The following is a 21,137-nucleotide window of genomic DNA, read 5'->3' as shown; positions in this document are numbered from 1 at the left end:
ACTAATGAGCAAATGTACTCAGCATTTCCTCGGAGAACCTGTTTAGAGGCTTAGCGTCTAATCCTGAATCCCTATCCCTCACTTCAGCAAGCGGTGGTTTGGCAAAGACGTTTGTGTAGTTTAGCTAGAGACTTTACTCTGCTCGCTTCCCAAAATCGCGGTCATTCAACCGCATTGGGTCGCGGCGGTTCTACCGTTCAGTTTTATGCTCGATAGAGCGGAGTTACGATTTTGGCAACGTAACCTGCCTACGCCCCACTAACTAATGACCATATTGCTAAGGCACTCGCGGAGACTCTGAGGCGTCAGACCGCCTTGCCATGGCAATAGCAAATGCTCCCCCCGCAGTACTTGAGAGCGCGATCGCCCCTGGTACGGTTCACCCCACAGCCCAGTACGGGAGGGAAGTTCGCCATTGCAGTAGGGTTCCTACCCCTTTAGATATAGGTGATCCTGTCGCACCATAGTAACTGTAGAGAGCGAAAGCTCAAACGCTTGACCCGATTGACTTTAACGGTTTGAAAAGGCAAGTACCAGGAGGTTAAATACCCATGATTATTCGTCGCTACCTAGACCCCATTACTGAAATCAACGCCATCCGCCGTCAGATTAACGATGCCTTTGGCGATCTCACCAGTGAAGCGCTGACCAAGACCGATTGGGCTCCTGCCATTCGCTTAGTTGACCACGGCCATGAGTTCGTGTTGACGGCTCACCTAGTGGGCGTCACCGCTGCTGACCTCGATGTGCAGGTAACCGCTGACAGCGTGTCTGTTGCTGGTGTTCGCAAGGCTCCCGAAGCCTCTGCTGAAGAAGGCACCCAGGTGCTCTACGACGACACCCGCTACGGCAGCTTCCAGCGCATGGTTAACCTGCCCGACGCTGTGCAAAATGACAAGGTTGTGGCCGACTTTACCCACGGCGTGCTGACGTTGACCTTGCCCAAGGTGGTTGAGGCTCGCAATAAGGTGGTCAAAATCAGTCTGGGTGGTACTGAAGCCCCTGCCATTGAAGCGGGCGAAGCCTAGTGCAGAGCAGAAGAAGTCTCTGCGCTAACGGTTAACGATTGAGAGTAAGTCATGATGATTGGGGAGGCCATGCCTCCCTTTTTTTTTGCTGCGCTGATTGCAGCCCTACGCCACTGAATTCATAACGGCCCTAAATGCAATCCACTTTGGAGCTAGCCCAGGTAAAGGTGCTGGGCCACTACGGCTGCGGCTTTTCGAGATCGGCGTCGCCTACGGTAAACGTGACTGAGAGGGGGCTATCAACCCGGCGAGAGGCCTCGCGTAGCTCCAGCCCCACAACCATGCCGTCGTCGTCGTAATCGAGAATGAGGTTGGGCGAAATGCGGGCGGTTTCACCGACTTCGCGCTGGTTAAAGGCAATTTGCAGGATGTCGCGATCGGGGTCGTAGGTGATCTGCATAGGCTGGGGCGCAGGGCGACAAAGGCGCAGTGGGTAGTGTTAGCCGCCATCATAGAGTGTTTCTGAGCGGATGGTTTACCCTTTGACCACCGGCAGCGCTTTGGAACTGCGGTCATTTGCCCATCTTGGCCAAAACAGCACCCGCAGCAGCAGCCCGATCGATCGCAGCTCGCCAGGGCTGTTCCACCGCTTCCACTGGCCGGGGCGGCAAAACAGAGTGGTGACCAGGGTGCGGTAGGTGGCGGGGGCCATGGGGCCAAACTGCACTCGCAGATGGGGCAACTCGTCTTGGTAGTCTATGGCGGTGACGATGCCCTCTAGGGCGATCGCCTCCTCGGCGATTTCTAGATCGACTGCCATTCCTACGCTGAGGGGATGCTCCAAAGACGCCGGTTGGGTGAGGGCCACCTCGACTCCGGCTTCTGACATTAGCGTGGTCATGCCCCACCAGGTTTTGGGTGCAGGGCGATCGGCGGGCCTGGGGTTAGGACGACTCCCCGCCCCCGGCTGTTTCAGGCGGGGCGACAGCTTCACTACACGGCGCAGATCGAGCCACACGTGGGGGTCGGGGCGAGGGACATCGAGCAAAATTAGTAGAGCGATCGCGATCATCGCCAGGTTGTAGGCACTCCATATCCAGCCTAGGGCCAGCCCCTTGGCCTGGAGATCGTAGCTCTCGCTGCCCCATCCGATCATCAGCCAGAGGCCTAGGTTGCGCCACAGGCTGACGGCGGTCAGCCCAAACAAAACGATCAGGGGTAAGCTCAGCCGCCAATTAAACTGAAACCTTTGGTTTGACGTGCCCTTGGGGGTGACGTCAAAACCCTTTGAAAAGGGTCTGACCAGGGCTTGCACTACCGCGGCCGCCAAGGGAAACACCAGCACCACCGAGTAAATATCAGAAATCAGCGCCGAGCGGGAATAGTGGTTGAGCCAGGCGAATACGGTGAGCTGCACTAGGTAGTAGGGCAAAAAGAAATACAGCACTTCGCGGGTGTTGGCTTGAATCGGCACCACATTGAGAAATGAGTAGGCCAATGGCATTAGCAACAGCACTAGTCGAGGAATGCTGCCCAACTGATTCATTAGCCCTTCTAAATGCCCTAGGCGCTGAAGGGGGGTCAGCCCTGGAATAGTCAGGGGATTGGAGTCGATAAAAAACGCCTGGAGGGTGCCTCTGGCCCACCGCAGCCGCTGGGTGACATGGGCTGAAATATTCTCCGCTGCCAGGCCCGCACTGAGCTGTTCGTCCAAATAGATGACCTCGTTGCCTTGGGCTGATAGGCGTACGGCGGTAAAGTAGTCTTCGCTGAGCGATTCGGTGACAAAGCCACCGCTGTCTTCTAAGGCGCTGCGGCGCACCACAAACGAGGTACCGGCACAGACCACGCTGCCCGACCCATCTCGCATGGGCTGAATTTGGCGGTAAAAGACCTCTTCGTCTGGGGTCAGCACCCCTTCTAGCCCCAGGTTGCGGGCGATGGGGTCGGAGTTATAAAAACTTTGGGGCGTCTGCACCAGCCCTACCGTGAGGTGTTGAAAAAAGCCAACGGTGCGGCAGAGAAAGTTGCGAGTTGGGACGAAATCGGCATCAAAGGAGGCGATCAGTTCTCCCTGGGTGAGTGCGAGGGCGTGGTTAAGGTTGCCAGCTTTGGCGTGGTGGTTGTTGGGGCGAGTCAGATACTGGCAGCCTAATTCAGCGGCCAGGGCTTTGATTTCAGAACGGCGGGTGTCGTCGAGCAGATATATGGTTTTGTGGGGATAATCCATCGCTTGGCAGCCGATCACGGTGCGGCGCAGGATAAAAGCTGGTTCATCATAGGTTGGAATAAACACGTCTACCCAGGGCTGATAGTGCCCCTGGCTGACATCGTGCTCTAGCCTATCGGCCAGGGTGCGGCGATCGCGCACCCGCAGCAGCAGCAGTAGTTGAATAACGCTGATGGCGAGGCCAAATAGCTCTACTGCCAGCAGCAGCAGGCTAAAGGTGCCCTCTAGGGGCGAGGCCAAGTTTAGGGTTGAGAGGCAGCGCCAGGCGAGATAGCGAGCCACCAAAACCAGCAAAATGCTAATCACTATACACCGCGACCAGGGCTGGGGCCGGGGCGAAATGCGGGTAATGGCAAAAGCTAGCAGCAGCAGCAGCACCGTGGGGGCCACCAGATATTGGGCCGCCACCATCGGTACTTCAAGCCACATCGGGGGCTGGTTCTGCAACACCTGGAGCTGGGCAAAAATTTTGGTAATTCTTGCCTCACCTGCAAACCAGGCCATCACCATGGCTGCTGAGAGTCCGACAATGGTGGCCAGAATCAAGGTTGCCCAGCGAACCGACGGGCGCGATGTAGCCTTGTCGATCGGTTGGGAAACAGATCTCGATAGAGACGGCATGGCTGAAAGACGGTAAAGAGCAGAAGCGGCGGGTGCAGCCTCAGGCCAGCTAACCGAGCACTATCTGGTAAATTTTGGCCGATGGATCTGAGAGTGGCCTGAGTAGAGCAAGCACTCAGTAACAGCCACCCAGAACCCGGGTCTAATCTACCGCTGTCGAAGACAAAGCCCATAGCAGCCGGGCCACAACCCTGCCTACTGTACGCGTCAGCACGCTATTGGGATGATGCCTAGCTAACAGAGTTAGCGATCGCTCTCTTTTTTTCCGGTGCGTTGGCCCCTAGGGCTGGTCTTCGACCATCGCCTGACGCAGCTCTTCGTGGCCAAAGCTGTAGCCGCCGCCGACGCGCCGCAGCAGCCCAGCCGTCACCATGGTCTCAAGCCAGGGGCGCGCTGCCTGGGGCAGACCTTGCTTTCCGCCCAACAGCAGCCGCACCAGACCGTGCTGCAAGCTAAAAGACAACCACAGGGCGAGAATCACCAGGCACCCTACGATCAGCCTCAGGCGGCTGAGGGGCAACAGCATCAGCGGCGGCTGGCCGCTCACCATGGCCGGTAGCACCAGCAGTAGCCCCAAAATCGCGCCCAGTACCGCCACCAGCACCACCGTATTCCGCAGGGCCAGGGTCACATCTTGATTGGGAGTTTGTCGAATTTGAGCCGCCCCAGGCACTCCGCCCTGGAGCAGCCCGACTAGACCTAGGCTCCAACCCAGTACGGCACCTACGGCTCCAGCCCCACCAAACCCGATGACCCCACGGCCAAAGGGGCTCAGCGCCAGGGCGGCCCCACTGCCCAACCCGAGACCCAGCACCAGGGCTAGTCCGCCGCAGGTAAGCGCTAGGGAAATTAGGCGGCCCAGGGGGGCGATCGCCACTCCCAGCCGCACATAGGGAAAACTCTCCAGATCAATCTGAGAGGCCATTAGCCCCAGGGCCACCCCCAGCAGTAGGTTGCCCCCTACCAGTCCCATAATCAGGGCGATCGCTATTCCCACCAGCAGCCGGTAGAGCAACTGGCGTGGCTCGGGCAGCCAGCTCCGATCTAGGTCATCTAAATAAAAGGTGCGAGGACGCTGGCTGAGCTGCTCGGCCAGCCATCCCAAGGCGGCTTGGTGCTGAGCTGAATTGCCCTTTACCTTAGCCAACCCCTCATCCAGATACCGCCGTACCAGGTCGGCCCGACTGCGCAGGGGGGGCACCGCCAAGGTGGGCATCGCCACCAGTAGGTTTAACACCAGGGGCAGCCTGGCCAACTGCTGAAGCAGCTTGCTGCCCTTGATCACCGGCCACAGCTCGGGCCGGTTCTGGGCCAGCACGTAGTCTTTGACCTGCTGAGCCGCCAGGGGAATGATATTGATGCCGCCGTTAAACTGGTCAAAGGTTAACCCCGACGATTCGAGCACCTGGCGACGGCAGCAGAGCAGGGCGGTTTGGTTGGGGTTGCTGCGCAGCAGGGTTTCGATCGCAGCGGCGCACCTGCGCTTTTGGGCGGTGGGCAGGTGGTCAAACCCATCGATCAAAAGCGTGAGCTGGGCATTGTCAATCCAATAGCGAGCGTCGGATTTTGCTACCCGGTAATCGCGCCACAGAGCGGCCATCAGCCACTCGCGCATAGTTTCCCCAGTCCAGGCTGAGACATCCACCAGCACCGGCACCGGCCCGCTGCGCTTCGCCAGTAGTTCGCCCACCGCTAGCAGGGTGTGGGTTTTGCCGACGCCCGCCTCACCCAAAATCAGCAGGCGACCGTCGATGCCGTCGCGCTGAAACCGATCGGCGATCGCCTCCACCGAAGTCAGCACTTCATTGTCCTGGCTGCCAAACTTCAGCCCCCACACCCGGTAGTTCATCGGAATATCGCGGCGCGGCGATACCAGCGGCAGCCCTGCCCGCTGGGCCGCAAGTTGCCCATTGACCGCCTGGGCCAGGGTCTTGAGGCTGGCCACGGTGGGAGGCTGTCCAGGCAGCAGCGATCGCAGAAAAGTCGTCACCATGGGGATAACCCGAATAGCAGGCTAGTAGCGGGGCACGGTGCGATCGACCATCATGGCATAGGCGTCAATGCCGCCAGTCACATTCTTGAGCTGGGTGAAGCCCTGTTGGGCCAGCCAGCCGCACATCTGGGCCGATCGCACGCCGTGGTGGCAGAGCACAATGGTTTCGCGATCGCGCTCAAAGCGGCTGTGAATGGTTTCCGACCATTCAGCAAACTCGCTCAGGGGCAGGTTGGCAAAGCCGGGCAGGCTGGCCAGCTCTAGCTCAGCAGGTTCGCGGACGTCGATTAGCTGCACCGCAGCGTCAGCCTCGGCCAGGCGCTGAGCCAGAGCCTCAACGCTGAGGGGCGCGTAGGGAGCAGCATCAGAAGGAACGGTCATAGGCCAAATTTAGGGGGCAATGGTCAAAACGGCGGCTGAGGCCATCCGTTTAACTCTGCCAGGCTTGTGCAGATTTACGCAACCTTAACCCATCACTCCGGAAAGGTGGTGTACCGTAAGCACGAACTTTCACCCGTGGCCCTATGACCCATCCTCCGATGAAAACCATTGGCCTGATTGGCGGCATGAGCTGGGAGTCATCTCTAGAGTACTACCGCATTCTCAACCGGGCTACGCGGGCGCGGTGCGGCGGTCTACACTCCGCCAAGATCATTATGTTCTCAGTCGATTTTGCCGATCTGGCCACCCTTCAGCATCAGGGTGACTGGGCCGAGATTTCAGACATTCTGGTCGAAGCCGCCCAAAAGCTGCAAATGGCCGGAGCTAGCATGGTGCTGATCTGCGCCAACACCATGCACCGGGTGGCTGACGCGATCGAGGCCCGCATTTCGATTCCCTTGCTGCACATCGCTGATGTCACCGCCACTGCTGTCAAGGCCCAGGGCATGCAGCGGGTGGGCCTGCTCGGCACTAGATTCACCATGGAGGAGGGGTTTTACCGCGATCGCCTTATTCAGCACGGCCTAGAGGTGCTAGTGCCCGATGCTAACGGGCGCGAGGCCGTTCACCAGATTATTTACGACGAGCTTTGCCAAGGACAGTTCACTCCTGCCTCCCGCCAGACCGTACTCGCGCTCTGTGAGCAACTGGCCAACAACGGGGCTGAGGGAGTGATACTGGGCTGTACAGAGCTAGAGTTACTGGTGGGCGATGCCACGGCGGCGGTGCCCCTCTTTCCCACCACCCGCATCCACGCCGAAGCCGCTGTTGAGCTAACGTCAGGCGGGTCGATACGGTAGCCGTCGGGCCTCCTGAGCGAAGTTATGACAACGCTCGACATAGGAAACGTTAGGGATCCTGTTTGTGAGCCACAACCCTTGCCCATATTACGATCCGTTAAGGTTTGTGGGGGGTGACGATGAGAGCTGAAATCTCTCGCTATAGACTGGTCAAAGATTAGGAAACCCTTACTGCATAGACCGTTTTGACCTACCTTTGAGGGCCTCCTCAAGCTGTCAAACCCAGTCGTGACCCACATTGGAGTTTTGTTTCAATGTCCCATTCTGTCAAAATTTACGATACCTGTATTGGCTGCACCCAGTGTGTGCGCGCCTGCCCCACTGACGTTCTAGAAATGGTGCCCTGGGATGGCTGCAAGGCCGGGCAAATTGCCTCCTCTCCCCGCACCGAAGACTGCGTGGGCTGCAAGCGCTGTGAAACCGCTTGCCCCACCGACTTTCTGAGCATTCGAGTCTATCTGGGTGCTGAAACCACCCGCAGCATGGGTCTGGCCTACTAGGCACCCTGCTATCTAGCCATAGTTATCGTCATTAAGCTCCAGCCCCTGGGATTAACTCCCCCAGGGGTTTTCTATAGGTGCCAAGGGCACATTCTTCTGGAGTGGTGGAGCAGTTCTATAGCCCAGAGGGCGACTGCTGATCGGCGTTCACCACAGCGGGGGGGCGATCGATAGGGTGTTCCCGCTATTTTTGACCGTAGTTGACTTTCTTGGAAAGACCTCTGGGCCAGGAAACTGAGTTAGCCAAAGGCCCAGCGCGCAAAACAATGGTGGATAGGCCCCACCGACCCATCCACCCGCCTACTTACCTACCCATCTACCCCACCTGCTGGGAGGCCTTCACCTGCGGCTGGGGCTGGGGCTGGAACTGGAAGAGGGTGTAGACTACGTTGCGGCGAATGCCCGTCATCATGTCGAGGAAGACTTCGTAGCCCTCGCTCTTGTACTCGATCAGCGGGTCTTTTTGGCCGTAGCCGCGCAGGCCCACGGTTTCCCGCAGGGCATCCATCTGCTGGAGGTGGTCGCGCCAGAGGCTGTCGATCTGCTGAAGGATGAAGAAGCGCTCGGCCTCGCGCATCAGCCCCGGCTTGGCCTGGTCAACCTGGGCCTCTTTGATGTCGTAGGCAATGCGAGCCTGCTCGTGGAGGAAGGTGCGGATTTCGCCCACGGAGAGGTCTTCGAGCTGTTCGGGAGTGAGGTCGGAGAGCAGGTAGACAAACTCCTTCACTTTGCCCACCATTTCCGGCAGCTTCCACTCTTCGGGGGGCAGCTCGGGGTTGATATAGGCGTTGACGATGTCATCCATGGTCTGCTCGGCGTAGCCGATCACCATTTCCTTGAGTTCGTCGCCTTCGAGCACCCGGCGGCGTTCGGCGTAGATGGCGCGCCGCTGGTTGTTCATCACCTCGTCGTACTCAAACACCTGCTTGCGGATGTCGTAGTAGTAGGTTTCGACTTTCTTTTGAGCCCCTTCCAGCGATCGCGTCAGCATGCCCGACTCAATCGGCATGTCCTCTTCGACCCGGAAGGCATTCATCAGACCGGCAACGCGATCGCCGCCAAAGATGCGCAGCAGGTTGTCTTGCAAACTCAAGAAAAACTTGGTGGAGCCGGGGTCGCCCTGACGACCGGCTCGGCCCCGTAGCTGGTTGTCGATGCGGCGCGACTCGTGGCGCTCGGTGCCAATCACGTGCAGGCCGCCCCGCTGAATCACCAGGTCGTGCTCAGCGCTGGTCAGGGTTTCGTACTCATGGCGAATGCGGTTGTACACATCGCGCAGCTTTTGAATCACCGGGTCATCAGTGGGGGCTTTTTCGGCGGCGACGGCTAGCTTGTCTTCGGCTTGCAGCTCGGTGAGGCTGCGATCGCCGTAGGTGGTCACGGCAAAGTCAACGGTGGCCTTAAGTTCGTCAATCGTGGCGGTTGATAGCTCGATGGGGAAGATGTCGGGCGAGGCCTTCCAGGTTTTGACCTTTTTGCCGGGGGCAAAGCCTTGGGCGGGGGCGCGGCCCTTGGTGCCCGGTACCGCCGTCACCGAAAACTCATCTTCGTCCTCGGGCTTGACGATGCGGGGCATCAGGTATTCGCGCACCTTGAGGCGGGCCATGTAGTCGGCGTTACCGCCAAGGATGATGTCGGTGCCGCGCCCGGCCATGTTTGTGGCAATGGTGACTGCGCCGCTGCGCCCGGCTTGGGCGACGATCTCAGACTCCCGCTCCACGTTCTCGGGTTTGGCGTTGAGCAGGTTGTGGGGCACGCCGCGCTCGTTGAGCAGCGCTGACAGCACCTCCGATTTTTCGACGCTGGTGGTGCCGACGAGTACGGGGCGACCGGCCTCGTGCATTTCGGCGCACTCTTCCGCCACCGCCTTCCACTTGGCCTCTTCGTTTTTGTAGACCACATCGGAGAGGTCGCGGCGGGCGGCGGTGCGGTTGGTGGGAATGATGGTGACTTCGAGCTTGTAGATGCGCTCGAATTCAGCTTCTTCAGTCTTGGCGGTGCCGGTCATGCCCGACAGCTTGGGGTAGAGCAAGAAGAAGTTTTGATAGGTAATGCTGGCTAGGGTCTGGGTTTCAGGCTGAATTTCGACGTGCTCTTTGGCCTCGATCGCCTGGTGCAGACCGTCGCTCCAGCGACGACCGGGCATCACCCGCCCGGTAAATTCGTCCACAATGATGACTTCGTCGTTGCGGACGATGTATTTGACGTCTTTAGCGAACAACTCCTTGGCCTTGATGGCGTTGAAGATGTAGTGAGCCCAGGGGTCTTTGGGGTCGAAGAGATCTTGCACACCCAGCAGCTCTTCAGCTTTGATGAAGCCTTCGTCGGTGAGCAGCACGTTGTGGGCTTTTTCATCGACTTCGTAGTGCTCTTCGGCTAGAAGCTCGCGGCTGATTTCGGCAGCGCGGTTGTACTTTTCGCCGGGGCGATCGACCTGGCCCGAAATAATTAGCGGCGTGCGAGCCTCATCCACCAGAATAGAGTCAACCTCGTCGATAACGCAGTAGTTGAAGGGGCGCTGCACCACGTCTTCCATGGCGGTAGCCATGTTGTCGCGCAGGTAGTCAAAGCCGAACTCGCTGTTGGTGCCGTAGGTGATGTCGCAGCCGTAGTTGTGCTTGCGCTCGGCGGGCGACATGCCCTGCTGAATCAGCCCGACGCTCAGGCCCAAAAAGCGATGAATCTGCCCCATCCACTCGGCGTCGCGGCGGGCCAGGTAGTCGTTGACGGTGACCACATGGGCACCCTTGCCGGAGAGCGCGTTGAGGTACGAGGGCAGGGTCGCCACCAGGGTTTTGCCTTCGCCGGTTTTCATCTCGGCGATCTGGCCGTCGTGGAGCACCATGCCACCGATGAGCTGCACGTCGAAGTGGCGCATGCCCAGCACCCGCTTCGAGGCTTCGCGCACGACGGCAAAGGCTTCGGGCAGCAGATCGTCTAAGGACTCGCCCTTTTCTATACGCTGCTTAAACTCTGCGGTTTTGGCCGTTAGGGCTTCGCCGGAGAGCTGCTGAATCTCTTCCTCCAGCAGGTTGATCTCGACCACATCGGGACGATACTTCTTGAGCTTGCGCGCGTTGGGGTCACCGAGGAGGTTCTTCAGCATGAATTCAGGCGATCAGCGTAGGGTACTGCATCTTAGTCAATCGTAATAGAGACTGCCTAACAAGGGGCGATCTCCGCACCTAAAACTGGTCGGGAAAACGCCCAAGCAGTTTAAGGAGTAGGCTAAAAGTACTTATCTATCCTATCACCTGGCCCGTTGGGCGAGCTGGTCGGGGGTAGGGTCGGTTGCGATCGCCGCCCTCCCCTGAACCTGGGCTTTGCAATGACCTAGCCTTTTGACCTGCGGCTTGCAAAGGAGTGAAAAGTTTTGAATGTCGAATGTTGAATTTAGGGAGCTTAACTCAACCCTAAAATTTCAAAACTAAGAACTCCATTCCCCCATGCTCCCACAATCTTTCGGCATGGCTCTTTGTTACAATTTGGGTCGCGCCTTTTACTGGCAAACCCTTCAGCCGCCGCCCCCTTGCACCTACCCAGCGGAGCATCCTGCATCTATGAATATGGCCCAGCAACCGCCTTCGGCGTCCTCCCTGTCTCCCTCCCCTCGCCTGCACCGGGCCACCCTAGAGAATATGCTGCAATCCGCTGAACCTGTCACCGCGCCCTGGACGATTGAAGACAGCGAGGAACTCTACCGCATTCACAGCTGGGGTGAGCCCTACTTCTCGATCAATGCCGATGGCCATTTGACTGTGTCGCCGAGGGGCGATCGCGGTGGCTCCCTCGATCTGTTGGAGTTAGTGGAAGCGATCAAGCAGCGCAACCTCAACCTGCCCCTGCTGATTCGCTTTTCGGATATTCTCGAAGACCGGATTGAGCGCATCAATGCCTGTTTTGCCAAGGCGATCGCCCGCTACAAATACTCGGGCGTCTATCGGGGGGTGTTTCCGGTCAAATGCAACCAGCAGCGGCAGCTGCTCGAAGATGTGGTGCGCTACGGTAAGCCCTACCAGTTTGGCCTAGAAGCAGGCTCCAAACCCGAGCTGCTGATCGCCTTGGCCACCCTCGACACGCCGGGGGCATTGCTAATTTGCAACGGCTACAAAGACAAGGACTACATCGAGACCGCTATGCTGGGCCAGCGGCTCGGCCAGCAGCCGATCATCGTTATCGAGCAGATGAATGAGCTAGAGATTGCCATCGAGGCCAGCCAGCGGCTCAACATTCGCCCCGTTCTCGGGCTGCGGGCCAAGCTCAGCACTAAGGGCAGCGGTCGCTGGGGGATCTCTGCGGGCGATCGCGCCAAGTTTGGCCTCACCGTGCCCGAGATTCTCGCGGTGGTCGATCGCCTGCGCCAGGCCAACATGCTCGACTGCCTTCAGCTGTTGCACTTTCACATTGGCTCGCAGATTTCGGCCATTAGCGTAGTCAAGGAAGCCCTGCGGGAGGCCAGCCGCATCTACGTCGAGCTGGCGGAGCTGGGCGCGGGCATGCGCTACTTAGACGTGGGTGGTGGCCTGGCCGTGGACTACGACGGCTCTAAAACCACCTTCTACGCGTCTAAAAACTACAGCACCCAAAACTACGCCAATGACGTAGTGGCCGAAGTGCAGGAGGCCTGCCGCATCAAAGGGATCGCCGTTCCTACCTTGGTCAGCGAGAGCGGGCGGGCACTGGTGTCCCATCAATCTGTGCTCGTTTTTGACGTGCTGGGCAGCAGCGATGCCCCTTCCCACGAGGAGCCGACGGTACCCGGTGACGACGACCACGTGATTTTGCGCGAGCTGTACGAGATTTACCAAAACCTCACCCCCAACACCGTGCAAGAGCTGTACAACGACGCGGTGCAGTTTAAAGAAGAAGCCATCAGCCTGTTTAACTTTGGCTATTTGAGTCTGTCGGCGCGAGCGCGGGCCGAGCGGCTGTTTTGGGCCTGCTGTCGCAAGGCGCTGTCGGTGGTCAGCGATGCCGACTACATCCCCGAAGACATTGAGGAGCTGCACCAGAGCCTGGCCTCGATCTACTACATCAACCTGTCGGTGTTTCAGTCGATGCCCGATACATGGGCGATCGAGCAGCTGTTCCCGATTTTGCCGATTCACCGGCTCGACGAAGAGCCGAGCTGCCGGGGCACCCTGGCCGACCTCACCTGCGACAGCGACGGCAAAATCACCACCTTCATCGACCTGCGCGACGTGAAGCACGTCTTGGAACTGCACCCGCTGAAGCTTGACCAGCCCTATTACCTGGGCATGTTCCTCGGCGGGGCGTATCAAGAGATTATGGGCAACCTGCACAACCTATTTGGCGATACCAACGCCGTCCATATTCACATGACCCCCAAGGGCTATCAAGTGGAACAGGTGGTCAAGGGCGACACCATGACCGAGGTGCTGGGCTACGTGCAGTACGACGCCGAAGACATGATTGAGAATATTCGCAAGCGATCGGAGCGGGCGCTGCAAGATAGCCGCATCACCCTAGAAGAGTCGCAGCTGTTGATTCAGCACTACGAGCGCAGCCTCAGTCAGTACACTTACTTGACCTAGCTGCAACTAAAAAGTCCGGGTGCGTCACGAGGGACAATGGCGCACCCGGATTCCAAATTTCAATCCCGCAGGCTCTTAGTAAAACCTGAAACCGCCTCAATTAACTAACCAAATCGGCCTGACACATAGTCTTGGGTCGCCTGTTCGCTAGGGTCATTGAAAATTTTCTCAGTATCCCCGTATTCCACCAGGTAGCCGACTTTGTTGCCAGACTCGGTAGCTTCGGCATTAAAGAATGCTGTTTTGTCAGAAATCCGCGACGCCTGCTGCATGTTGTGGGTGACGATGACGATGGTGTAGCGGCTCTCTAGCTCCTTCATCAGCTCTTCGATTTGAAGGGTCGAGATCGGGTCAAGGGCGGAGCAGGGTTCATCCATCAAAATCACTTCGGGTTCAATGGCGATCGCCCGAGCTATGCAGAGGCGCTGCTGCTGCCCACCCGACAGAGAAAGGCCGCTTTGCTTGAGCTTATCTTTGACTTCGTCCCACAGGGCGGCCCGACGCAGCGAGTTTTCCACCAGCTCATCCATGTCACCTTTGTAGCCGTTGATGCGAGCGGCAAAGGCAATATTTTCGTAAATGGATTTGGTAAATGGGTTGGGTTTTTGAAACACCATGCCAATGCGGCGACGCACGTAAACCGGGTCAATATCTTTGGCGTATAGGTCGGTGCCGTGGAACATCGCCTTTCCCTCAACCCGCGCTCCGGGAATGAGGTCATTGGTGCGGTTGAAGCAGCGCAGAAGGGTGCTCTTTCCACAGCCCGAGGGCCCAATAAAAGCGGTGATCTCGTTCTTGAAAATGTCAAGGTTGACATCCCGTACCGCTAGGGTTGATCCGTAGTACACACTGACGTTCTTAGCCCGCAAGGCAGCCTCAGTAGCAACTGGGCTGACAGATTGTGAAGTCATGACGTTACTCTACGCTGCAACTAAAAAACTTGCGCTAACCCTACTTTTGAAAGCGATTCCGCAGATAGATAGCGGTGGCATTCATCAGCAACAAAATCACCATTAGAACGATGATGGCCCCCGCTGCCAGGGCATGGAAATCGGCCTGAGGCCTCGATACCCAATTGTAGATTTGAATGGGCAGCACCGTGAACGGACTCTGTAACCCCCTCAACGACAGCTCTGGCAGGAAGGGAATGTAGGTCAGCGCCCCAATGGTAATCAGCGGGGCGGTTTCGCCGATCGCCCGAGACAGGGCCAAAATTACCCCAGTCAAAATACCTGGCAGCGCCAGGGGGAAAATGTGCGATCGAATCACTTGCCAGCGAGTAGCACCTAGGGCAAAGCCCGCCTGCCGTAGGCTTCCCGGAATAGCCCTCAGAGCTTCGCGAGTGGCAATAATCACGATGGGCAGCACCAGCAGGGCCAGGGTGAGTGCCCCCGCTAAAACCGTGCGACCTTGGGTAATCGGAAACAGAATGCGCACAAAAACCTGGAGACCCAGCAACCCGTAGATGATGGAGGGGACTCCAGCCAGGTTAGAAATGTTGATCTCAATTGCCCGAGCCAGCCAGCTATCGGGCACAAACTCTTCGAGAAAAATACCGGCCCCGACTCCAATCGGGAAAGTAACCAGCGCCACCAGCACCATGACCCAAATGGTGCCTACCAAGGCCGATACAACCCCAGCTGTCTCGGCTTTGCGAGAAGGGAAGCTGGTGAGAAAATTCCAGCTCAGAACCGGTACACCGTCAATGAGTACGTCAGCGAGCAGTACCACCAGTACAAACAGCGAAAAAATGACGGCTGAGAGGGCAAGCCACGAAAACCCCTGATCAATACCCTGGCGGCGGCCTAGGGCATGGAGAACCTGTTTCTGTTCAATATCCCAACCGGCATCGAGAGGTTTTGTTTGAGACGATAGGGGCGTCATTCGTAGGTCTCCCGAAACTTGCGCACAAACCAGAAGCTAATGATGTTGAATATCAGGGTGAGCAAAAACAGCGTCATCCCCACCGCAAAGATGGATTTGAAGGCGATCGAGCCCGCTGGGGTGTCGCCCAGGCTGACCTGCACAATGTAGGCGGTCATGGTCATGACCGGCACAAAGGGGTTGAGCCCCAGGCGAGGGTTTTGCCCCGCCGCTAGAGCAACAATCATGGTTTCGCCTACGGCCCGAGAAACGGCCAAAATCACCGAGGCCACAATGCCCGAAAGGGCGGCGGGCAGCACCACACCAAAAATCGTCTCTCGCTTGGTGAGACCTAATGCGTAGGAGCCATCCCGAAGAGCGCTGGGCACAGCATAGATGGCGTCTTCGCTCAGGGAGGCAATCAGCGGCGTAATGGCAATGCCCATGACGATGCCTGCACTCAGTGCATTGAACCCGCCCAGCTGAGGGATAAACGTCTGGAGAAAGGGCGTAACCAGGAGCAACGCGAAGTAGCCGTAGACCACCGTGGGCACCCCTGCCAAAATCTCTAGGGCGGGCTTGAGCCACTTGCGCAGTTTAGGGGAGGCATATTCGCTGAGGTAGATGGCCGAGAGCAGGCCCAGGGGCACCGCTACAAGTAAGGCAATCAGCGAGGTTAAAAATGTGGCGCTCAGCAGCACCATGATGCCGAACTGCGGGTTCGAAAACAGAGGAGTCCACTGTCGATCGGTGAAGAAGTTCCACAGGGGAACGTCTTTGAAGAACTCTACGGTCTCAAACAGCAGTGAGAGGACAATGCCGAAGGTGGTAGCGACGGAGATCAGGGCAAACAGGCCAAATAGCCAGATAAAGGCACGTTCGACCCATTTGTTGAGCCCTCGGTTGGGTTGCCAGAGGTTGTTTGGCTCGGGCGGCAAAGAGTTTGTCGTCATGATACAGAACTCTAAAAAATAAGGGGCCAGTCAACGCTGGCCCCCAGGAACTCGATCGGCTAAACCTCAGAAAAGGCTGAGCCAGAGGGCGTTTAAGCGATCGGCCTAGAGCACTTCGTCCAGCTTAACGCCGATGGGGGAGCCGCCTTCAAACACGGTGCCAGTGGTCTTGTTCTCGAAGCGAGAAATGACCTTGGTATTGATCTCTGAGGGTACGCTGACGTAGCCAACTTCATCTACCAAGCCTGCATTGTCGGGGGAGATGTAGAAGTTGACAAAGGCTGCCACAGCAGGGTCATCTGCCTTATCTAGCTTGACGTAGATAAACTCGGGTCGAGAGAGGGGCACGTAGGTGCCGTCGGCAACGGTTTCAGCGCTGGGCTCTACACAAGTGCCGTTGCCGCTGTCGATAGCCACAGCCTTCAACTTATCTTGGTTTTCGATGAAATAGGCCAGACCAAAGAAGCCAAGGCCGTTGGTGTCGCTACTGACACCCTGCACAATCACGTTGTCGTCTTCGCTGGCGGTGTAGTCGCCCCGGCTCTCGCCATCGGCACCGATCGCTTCCATGAAGAAGTCGTAGGTACCCGAGTCGGTGCCTGCACCATAGAGGCCGAGGGGCGCATCGGGGAAGTCAGCGCGAACCTGGTTCCAGTTAGTGATATTGTCCTGGGCCTCGGGTTCCCATATGGTTAGCAGTTCGTCAGTAGTGAGACATTCCGCAAAATCATTCTCGGGGTTGACCACCACCGTGAGACCATCAAGAGCAATGGGCAGCTCGATATACTCAATGCCGGCCTGAGCACAGAGGTCAATTTCTTCCTGACTGATGGGGCGAGACGCGCCAGTAATGTCGGTTTCGCCCGCGCAAAACTTCTTAAAGCCACCGCCGGTACCCGATACGCCAACGGTGACCGCTACGCCGGGGTTAGCTGTGCCAAATTCCTCAGCCATGGCTTCAGAGATGGGGAAAACGGTGCTGGAACCGTCTACCAAAACAGTTCCCGATAGCTCAGAGCCAGCAGCGGTTTCGGTGGTGCCAGCGTCGGGAGTTGCGGTTTGAGAGCCACCGCCGCAAGCGGCCAGACTGGCCATCATTGCTACCAATGCGGAGGAGTAGCCTACACGCAAAACTTTCTTACTCAAAACCATGATTCTTCTCACTCCAAATCCAACGCGTTAACGAACTTATTCGGCAAATTTTCAGCTACATTGACCCAGATAGTTAGAACCTTTGTCAATTGCTTTTAAGGTCTAATTGTCAAACGCACCAATGGGCTTTGTGATAGACAAGATGTGCGTTTTCAAGGGGGTCTGTTGACACTGTATCACCGATGGGATGCCGCAAAAGGCAACCTTTATCTATAGATGAAATGGGCTTGGTAACCGCGTTTAGATTACTGTAAATAACCTTTAGCTGTTTTAGATATAATCAAATGCACCATTCGCCAACGTGCATTTGATGCCCGGTATAATAATCAGGTATCTGCTTCAAGAGAAGGTCAAGCGAACATTAATAAAAGATTTTTTATAGATTAATCTGAGGTTAAGAAAGTGTCCGGAGATGGCCGCCCGATTGGTGAAAAGCTTGCTGGGCTTGACTAGAAAGGGCCGTTGTGGGTGGCCTCATGCCTATGCTTAAGCCGGTGGTTTAGAGAACCGTCTATGAGTGGTGGAGGCCCCCCTGTGAGCTTGCAACTCCCCAGGAAGTCTTCTAACCAGACTCGCAGGGGCAACTATTCGCTAGGCTGAATGCAGCGCGGATCCCGCAGGGTGGCTGTCTCGGGATGGCGGGGAAACCAGAAGGCGGTGCGCTTGCAAAATTCCACCAGCATGAGCATGACGGGCACCTCGATCAGCACCCCCACGACGGTGGCGAGGGCCGCCCCGGAGTTGAGGCCAAAGAGGGTGACTGCCGTGGCGATCGCCACCTCAAAGTGGTTACTCGCCCCAATCAGCGCCGCCGGGGCCGCATCTTCGTAGGCCAACCCCAGCTTTTGCCCGGCCACGTAGGTGATCAGAAAAATAAAGTTGGTTTGAATGAACAAGGGCACCGCAATTAGCGAGAGTTCATTCACCGTTTTGCGGCCTGGGTTAGCCCGATTCTGACGACGATTGATCGGGCCAGCTCGCCCAGAGCGTCGTACCTAACACAACCGCCCCGCCCACCAGGGTACGGAGGTTGGGCCGTTCGCCCAGCAGCAGTGCCGCCAGGGCAATGCCATAAACCGTCTCTAAGCTGCTGATCACGCTGGCGGTTTGGGTACGCAGCACCGCCAAGCTTTCGATAAATAAGGTGTGGGCCAGAGCCGTACATAGCACCCCCAGCACCAGCAGTAGCCCCACTTCTTCAGGGGTGAGAGACAGACTCGGAACCGGCGTGACCACCAGCAGGCTGAGGCAGGCAAACAGGTTTTGATAAAACGCGATCGCCACTGCCGAGTAGCGCTGCCGGTAGCCTTTATTGAGCAATTGCAGCAGCGCGAACGACAGCCCTGACAGCAGTCCCCAAACTGCTCCCAGGGTCGTCGCCGATCCCAGCCGGTATTCAGGAATTACCAGGGCAACGCCGAGCACGACTAAAGCCGCGATCGCCCCATCTCGCCAGCGCCAGGTCGTCTTAAACAGCAGCGGCTCTAGCACCGTCACAAACACCGGAAAGCTCGAAAATGTTAGCAGCCCCACTGCTACCGTCGCTAGCTGAATGCTGAGAAAAAAGCTTACCCAGTGAAAGGCCAGCAGCGCCCCCAGCAGGACCATCCCCACCCCATCTTTGCCGGTGCCCAGGCGAGCCGACCGCTGCTCCAAGGCGAGTGCCAACCCCAAGGCCAACGCGGCAAACCCAGTCCGTCCTAGCACAATCACCGTGGCGGGCAGCGCCAAAAACTTGCCAAACAACCCCGCCAGCCCAAACAAAAACACTGACGCATGTACCTGAAGCAGGGCAGATGTAGCACGGGCCATGGGCGAACCTCAGCAGAGATGTAACGTAGGAAGCCGTTAGAGTTTTCATATATTTGGTCGATATGGTTAGGCATAGCTTTAGGCAATAAGACAGGGCGCTCTTATGCGAGAAAACTTTACTGCCGAGGAATGGTCAGCGCTGCTTCAGGCTCCAATGCAGGCGGTCATGGGTGTTTGCCTGGCCGATCGGGTTGACCCGATTTTGTTTTTGCAGGAGGTTAAGTCTGGGGTCGCCATTGTCGCCGACGCAATTCAGCAAAGCGATGCCGTGGGCGACCTGGCCCCAACCCTGATCAGCAGCATTGCCGAACTGGATGCCGCCGACCTGCTAGCTGGGGAGCAGCTGCTGCTTAAAAAACAGTTTGAACTGCTGGGCCTGATGCAAACCTTCAAAAGCGCTAAAGATGGGCGCGACTATGCGATCGCCCATCTGCAAACGGTCGCGGCCATTCTAGACACCAAAGTTACTGGGGTGCAAGCCAGCGAACTTAAGCAATGGCTAATTGGCGTAGCCACCAAGGTTGCCGAGGCCCATCGGGAGGGCGGCATTTTAGGCATCGGCTCCAGCCGCATCAGTGATAAAGAAAGCGATGTGCTCAACAAAATGGGCACGGCCCTGGGGCTGGCAGTTTAACCAACTCCAGACCAGGGGCAAATCAATTGTCCTCTAGAGGTTCATGGTATAGATAGCTTCAGATCAAGCGCCCTAAAGCGTAAAAGACCGCGCCAGAGCCAACCTAACCTCAATTTCCCCGAGATAAAGCGAAAAACTGTAGCAATTGCTATTCTATGCTCGATAATTTCAGGTGCATGGGCCAGCCGCCCTTCTGAGCTAATTTTCCTGTTCTGACAAACCCCATCGTTTACCTGTGTGAGGAGAAATACCAATGCTGATTGGATTTTTAATTAGTGTCGTCGTACTGGCTATTAGCCTGCTGATTATTTCTAAGATTCCGCCCATTGGAGTCGAAATTGATAGCCCCGTCAAGGCGCTGCTGGGGGGCGCGATTATCGGTGCGTTTAACGGTTTCTGGAGTTTCTTTCCCAGCGCCCTGCGCACTGGGTTCGCTGTCATCAGTCTGGGTCTGATTCCGCTGATTGGGGCGATCATTGTGTTTGGCCTGGCCGCCTGGCTGATCGAGGGCTTCCGGCTGCGCTACGGGATTTGGAGCGCGATTCTTGGCGCGATCGCCCTGGCCATCATCAGTTCAATTCTCAACTTCATCCTCAGTTCTGTTGGTCTGGTTGGCGCTTAGGTCAATCAGGTCGTCTGATTTGTACTAAAAATGCCCTGGGCCATAGCGGCCCAGGGCATTGTGCTAGGCAAACGATCTTTAACCAACGGGAGTTTGTTCCCTTGAGCTTTGCCGGGTGGCCCACCCGGCAAAAGCCCCGCCCGTGGCAAACATCAGCAGGCTATAGATCGCCGCCGGAATCGCTAGGTCTGGCTGGTTGAGCAGGGTGGGGGCGCTGGCAATGGCGATCGCCAGCGTGCCATTCTGAATGCCTACCTCCACCGTAATCGCCGTGGCGCTGGGGCGATCGAGCTTAGCTGCTACAGCAATGACATAGCCCAAGGCCATCGCCGCCAGATTCAACGCCAGCGTCACCAGGCCCACCTGGGCAAAAAAGCCCACCACATTCGCCCGCTGCTGTACCAGCAGGCCCGCAATAATCAGCCCCAGCAACCCCAATGAAAGCCACTTAACACTCCGCTCCACCTGGGCGGCGAACCCTGGCCGGTAGTGGTGCAGCGCCATGCCCATCGCTACCGGAATCAGCGTAATCACGGCGATCTGAATCACCGTTGCCCCCACCGGCAGACTCAGAGTAGTAGCTTCGCCTAAAAACGCCCCCATCGCCAGGTTCACCACCAGGGGAATGGTAAACACCGTAATTAAGCTACTCATCGCCGTCAGGGTAATCGACAGAGCCACATTTCCCCGCGCCAGATAGGTAATCAGGTTTGAGGTTGGCCCTCCAGGGCAGGCCGCTAAAATCATCACCCCGACCGCCAGCTCGGGAGTCAGCGGAAAAATCGACGCCAGCGCGAACCCCAAAATCGGGAGCATTACCAGCTGAGCCAGCAGCCCCACCACCACTGCTTTGGGGTACACCAACACCCTTGTAAAATCATCAATTCTCAGCCCCAACCCCATGCCCAGCATGACCGCAAACAAGGCCAGGGGCAAAAAAACCGCCGTTAAAAAGCTCGACTCCATAGCTCCACCCGCTTTTTTCTGCGAGTA

At 57.3% G+C, this 21,137-nt stretch carries 17 protein-coding genes and 1 pseudogene; 6 read left to right on the top strand and 12 right to left on the bottom strand.

The window, feature by feature from the left end:
- Nucleotides 1–551 precede the first annotated feature (551 nt).
- Nucleotides 552–1,028: an Hsp20/alpha crystallin family protein gene (locus H6G07_RS14080; protein ID WP_171973023.1), complete on the top strand. Its 477-nt coding sequence runs from the start codon at nucleotides 552–554 to the stop codon at nucleotides 1,026–1,028.
- Between the two features lie 178 nt (nucleotides 1,029–1,206).
- On the opposite strand, the gene H6G07_RS14075 is transcribed toward H6G07_RS14080, so the two are convergent.
- The 4 genes from H6G07_RS14075 to H6G07_RS14060 form a co-directional block, all read right to left on the bottom strand.
- A complete protein-coding gene (locus tag H6G07_RS14075) occupies nucleotides 1,207–1,428 on the bottom strand; it encodes a DUF2283 domain-containing protein (RefSeq protein ID WP_073608782.1) in 222 nt (73 codons plus the stop codon).
- A 75-nt stretch (nucleotides 1,429–1,503) separates the two neighbouring features.
- Nucleotides 1,504–3,819 carry a glycosyltransferase family 2 protein gene (locus H6G07_RS14070; RefSeq protein ID WP_073608781.1) on the bottom strand — a complete coding sequence of 772 codons (2,316 nt, stop codon included), beginning with the start codon at nucleotides 3,817–3,819 and terminating at the stop codon, nucleotides 1,504–1,506.
- 280 nt (nucleotides 3,820–4,099) lie between these two features.
- Nucleotides 4,100–5,812 (bottom strand): NACHT domain-containing protein, encoded by a 1,713-nt coding sequence (locus H6G07_RS14065; RefSeq protein ID WP_073608780.1) that lies wholly within the window; start codon nucleotides 5,810–5,812, stop codon nucleotides 4,100–4,102.
- Nucleotides 5,813–5,833: 21 nt separating this feature from the next.
- On the bottom strand, nucleotides 5,834–6,193 hold the full coding sequence (locus H6G07_RS14060; protein ID WP_073608779.1) for a rhodanese-like domain-containing protein: 360 nt from the start codon (nucleotides 6,191–6,193) through the stop codon (nucleotides 5,834–5,836).
- Nucleotides 6,194–6,336: 143 nt separating this feature from the next.
- On the opposite strand from H6G07_RS14060, the gene H6G07_RS14055 reads away from it, so the two are divergent.
- Together H6G07_RS14055 and psaC are read left to right on the top strand one after the other, a co-directional pair.
- Nucleotides 6,337–7,053: an aspartate/glutamate racemase family protein gene (locus H6G07_RS14055; protein WP_242026777.1), complete on the top strand. Its 717-nt coding sequence runs from the start codon at nucleotides 6,337–6,339 to the stop codon at nucleotides 7,051–7,053.
- Nucleotides 7,054–7,307: 254 nt separating this feature from the next.
- Nucleotides 7,308–7,553: a photosystem I iron-sulfur center protein PsaC gene (gene psaC, locus H6G07_RS14050; RefSeq protein WP_006515950.1), complete on the top strand. Its 246-nt coding sequence runs from the start codon at nucleotides 7,308–7,310 to the stop codon at nucleotides 7,551–7,553.
- Nucleotides 7,554–7,869: 316 nt separating this feature from the next.
- Here psaC and secA read toward each other — a convergent pair whose 3' ends face one another.
- Nucleotides 7,870–10,659, bottom strand: a complete 2,790-nt coding sequence (gene secA, locus H6G07_RS14045) for a preprotein translocase subunit SecA (protein ID WP_073608778.1) — start codon at nucleotides 10,657–10,659, stop codon at nucleotides 7,870–7,872.
- A gap of 532 nt (nucleotides 10,660–11,191) precedes the next feature.
- Here secA and speA point away from each other — a divergent pair.
- Nucleotides 11,192–13,108, top strand: coding sequence for a biosynthetic arginine decarboxylase (gene speA, locus H6G07_RS14040; RefSeq protein ID WP_242026795.1), 1,917 nt, complete (start codon nucleotides 11,192–11,194; stop codon nucleotides 13,106–13,108).
- A 104-nt stretch (nucleotides 13,109–13,212) separates the two neighbouring features.
- Here the strand turns inward: speA and pstB are convergent, their stop codons facing one another.
- The 6 genes and pseudogenes from pstB to H6G07_RS14010 form a co-directional block, all read right to left on the bottom strand.
- On the bottom strand, nucleotides 13,213–14,019 hold the full coding sequence (gene pstB, locus H6G07_RS14035) for a phosphate ABC transporter ATP-binding protein PstB (protein ID WP_073608776.1): 807 nt from the start codon (nucleotides 14,017–14,019) through the stop codon (nucleotides 13,213–13,215).
- 40 nt (nucleotides 14,020–14,059) lie between these two features.
- A complete protein-coding gene (pstA, locus tag H6G07_RS14030; protein WP_073608775.1) occupies nucleotides 14,060–14,992 on the bottom strand; it encodes a phosphate ABC transporter permease PstA in 933 nt (310 codons plus the stop codon).
- The gene (gene pstC, locus H6G07_RS14025; RefSeq protein ID WP_073608774.1) at nucleotides 14,989–15,924 is read right to left on the bottom strand and encodes a phosphate ABC transporter permease subunit PstC; all 936 of its coding nucleotides are present in this window, start codon (nucleotides 15,922–15,924) and stop codon (nucleotides 14,989–14,991) included. Before pstC ends, pstA begins: the two co-directional genes overlap by 4 nt.
- A 105-nt stretch (nucleotides 15,925–16,029) precedes the next feature.
- A complete protein-coding gene (locus tag H6G07_RS14020) occupies nucleotides 16,030–17,076 on the bottom strand; it encodes a PstS family phosphate ABC transporter substrate-binding protein (RefSeq protein ID WP_073608773.1) in 1,047 nt (348 codons plus the stop codon).
- A 584-nt stretch (nucleotides 17,077–17,660) separates the two neighbouring features.
- Nucleotides 17,661–17,987 (bottom strand): annotated as a pseudogene (locus tag H6G07_RS14015) (arsenic resistance protein); the annotation flags it as partial.
- A gap of 31 nt (nucleotides 17,988–18,018) precedes the next feature.
- A complete protein-coding gene (locus H6G07_RS14010) occupies nucleotides 18,019–18,888 on the bottom strand; it encodes a DMT family transporter (RefSeq protein WP_073608772.1) in 870 nt (289 codons plus the stop codon).
- 103 nt (nucleotides 18,889–18,991) lie between these two features.
- On the opposite strand from H6G07_RS14010, the gene H6G07_RS14005 reads away from it, so the two are divergent.
- On the top strand, nucleotides 18,992–19,522 hold the full coding sequence (locus H6G07_RS14005; protein ID WP_073608771.1) for a hypothetical protein: 531 nt from the start codon (nucleotides 18,992–18,994) through the stop codon (nucleotides 19,520–19,522).
- A 253-nt stretch (nucleotides 19,523–19,775) separates the two neighbouring features.
- The gene (locus H6G07_RS14000) at nucleotides 19,776–20,144 is read left to right on the top strand and encodes a phage holin family protein (protein WP_242026775.1); all 369 of its coding nucleotides are present in this window, start codon (nucleotides 19,776–19,778) and stop codon (nucleotides 20,142–20,144) included.
- A 78-nt stretch (nucleotides 20,145–20,222) separates the two neighbouring features.
- Here the strand turns inward: H6G07_RS14000 and H6G07_RS13995 are convergent, their stop codons facing one another.
- Nucleotides 20,223–21,110, bottom strand: a complete 888-nt coding sequence (locus tag H6G07_RS13995) for a bile acid:sodium symporter family protein (RefSeq protein WP_073608770.1) — start codon at nucleotides 21,108–21,110, stop codon at nucleotides 20,223–20,225.
- Between the last annotated feature and the right edge of the window lie 27 nt (nucleotides 21,111–21,137).

Source organism: Phormidium tenue FACHB-1052, from assembly GCF_014696675.1.
In the GTDB taxonomy this organism is placed as follows: domain Bacteria; phylum Cyanobacteriota; class Cyanobacteriia; order Phormidesmidales; family Phormidesmidaceae; genus Nodosilinea; species Nodosilinea tenuis_A.
Note: the sequence above shows the minus strand (reverse complement) of the source record. Positions and strands in the feature narration are given on the sequence as shown.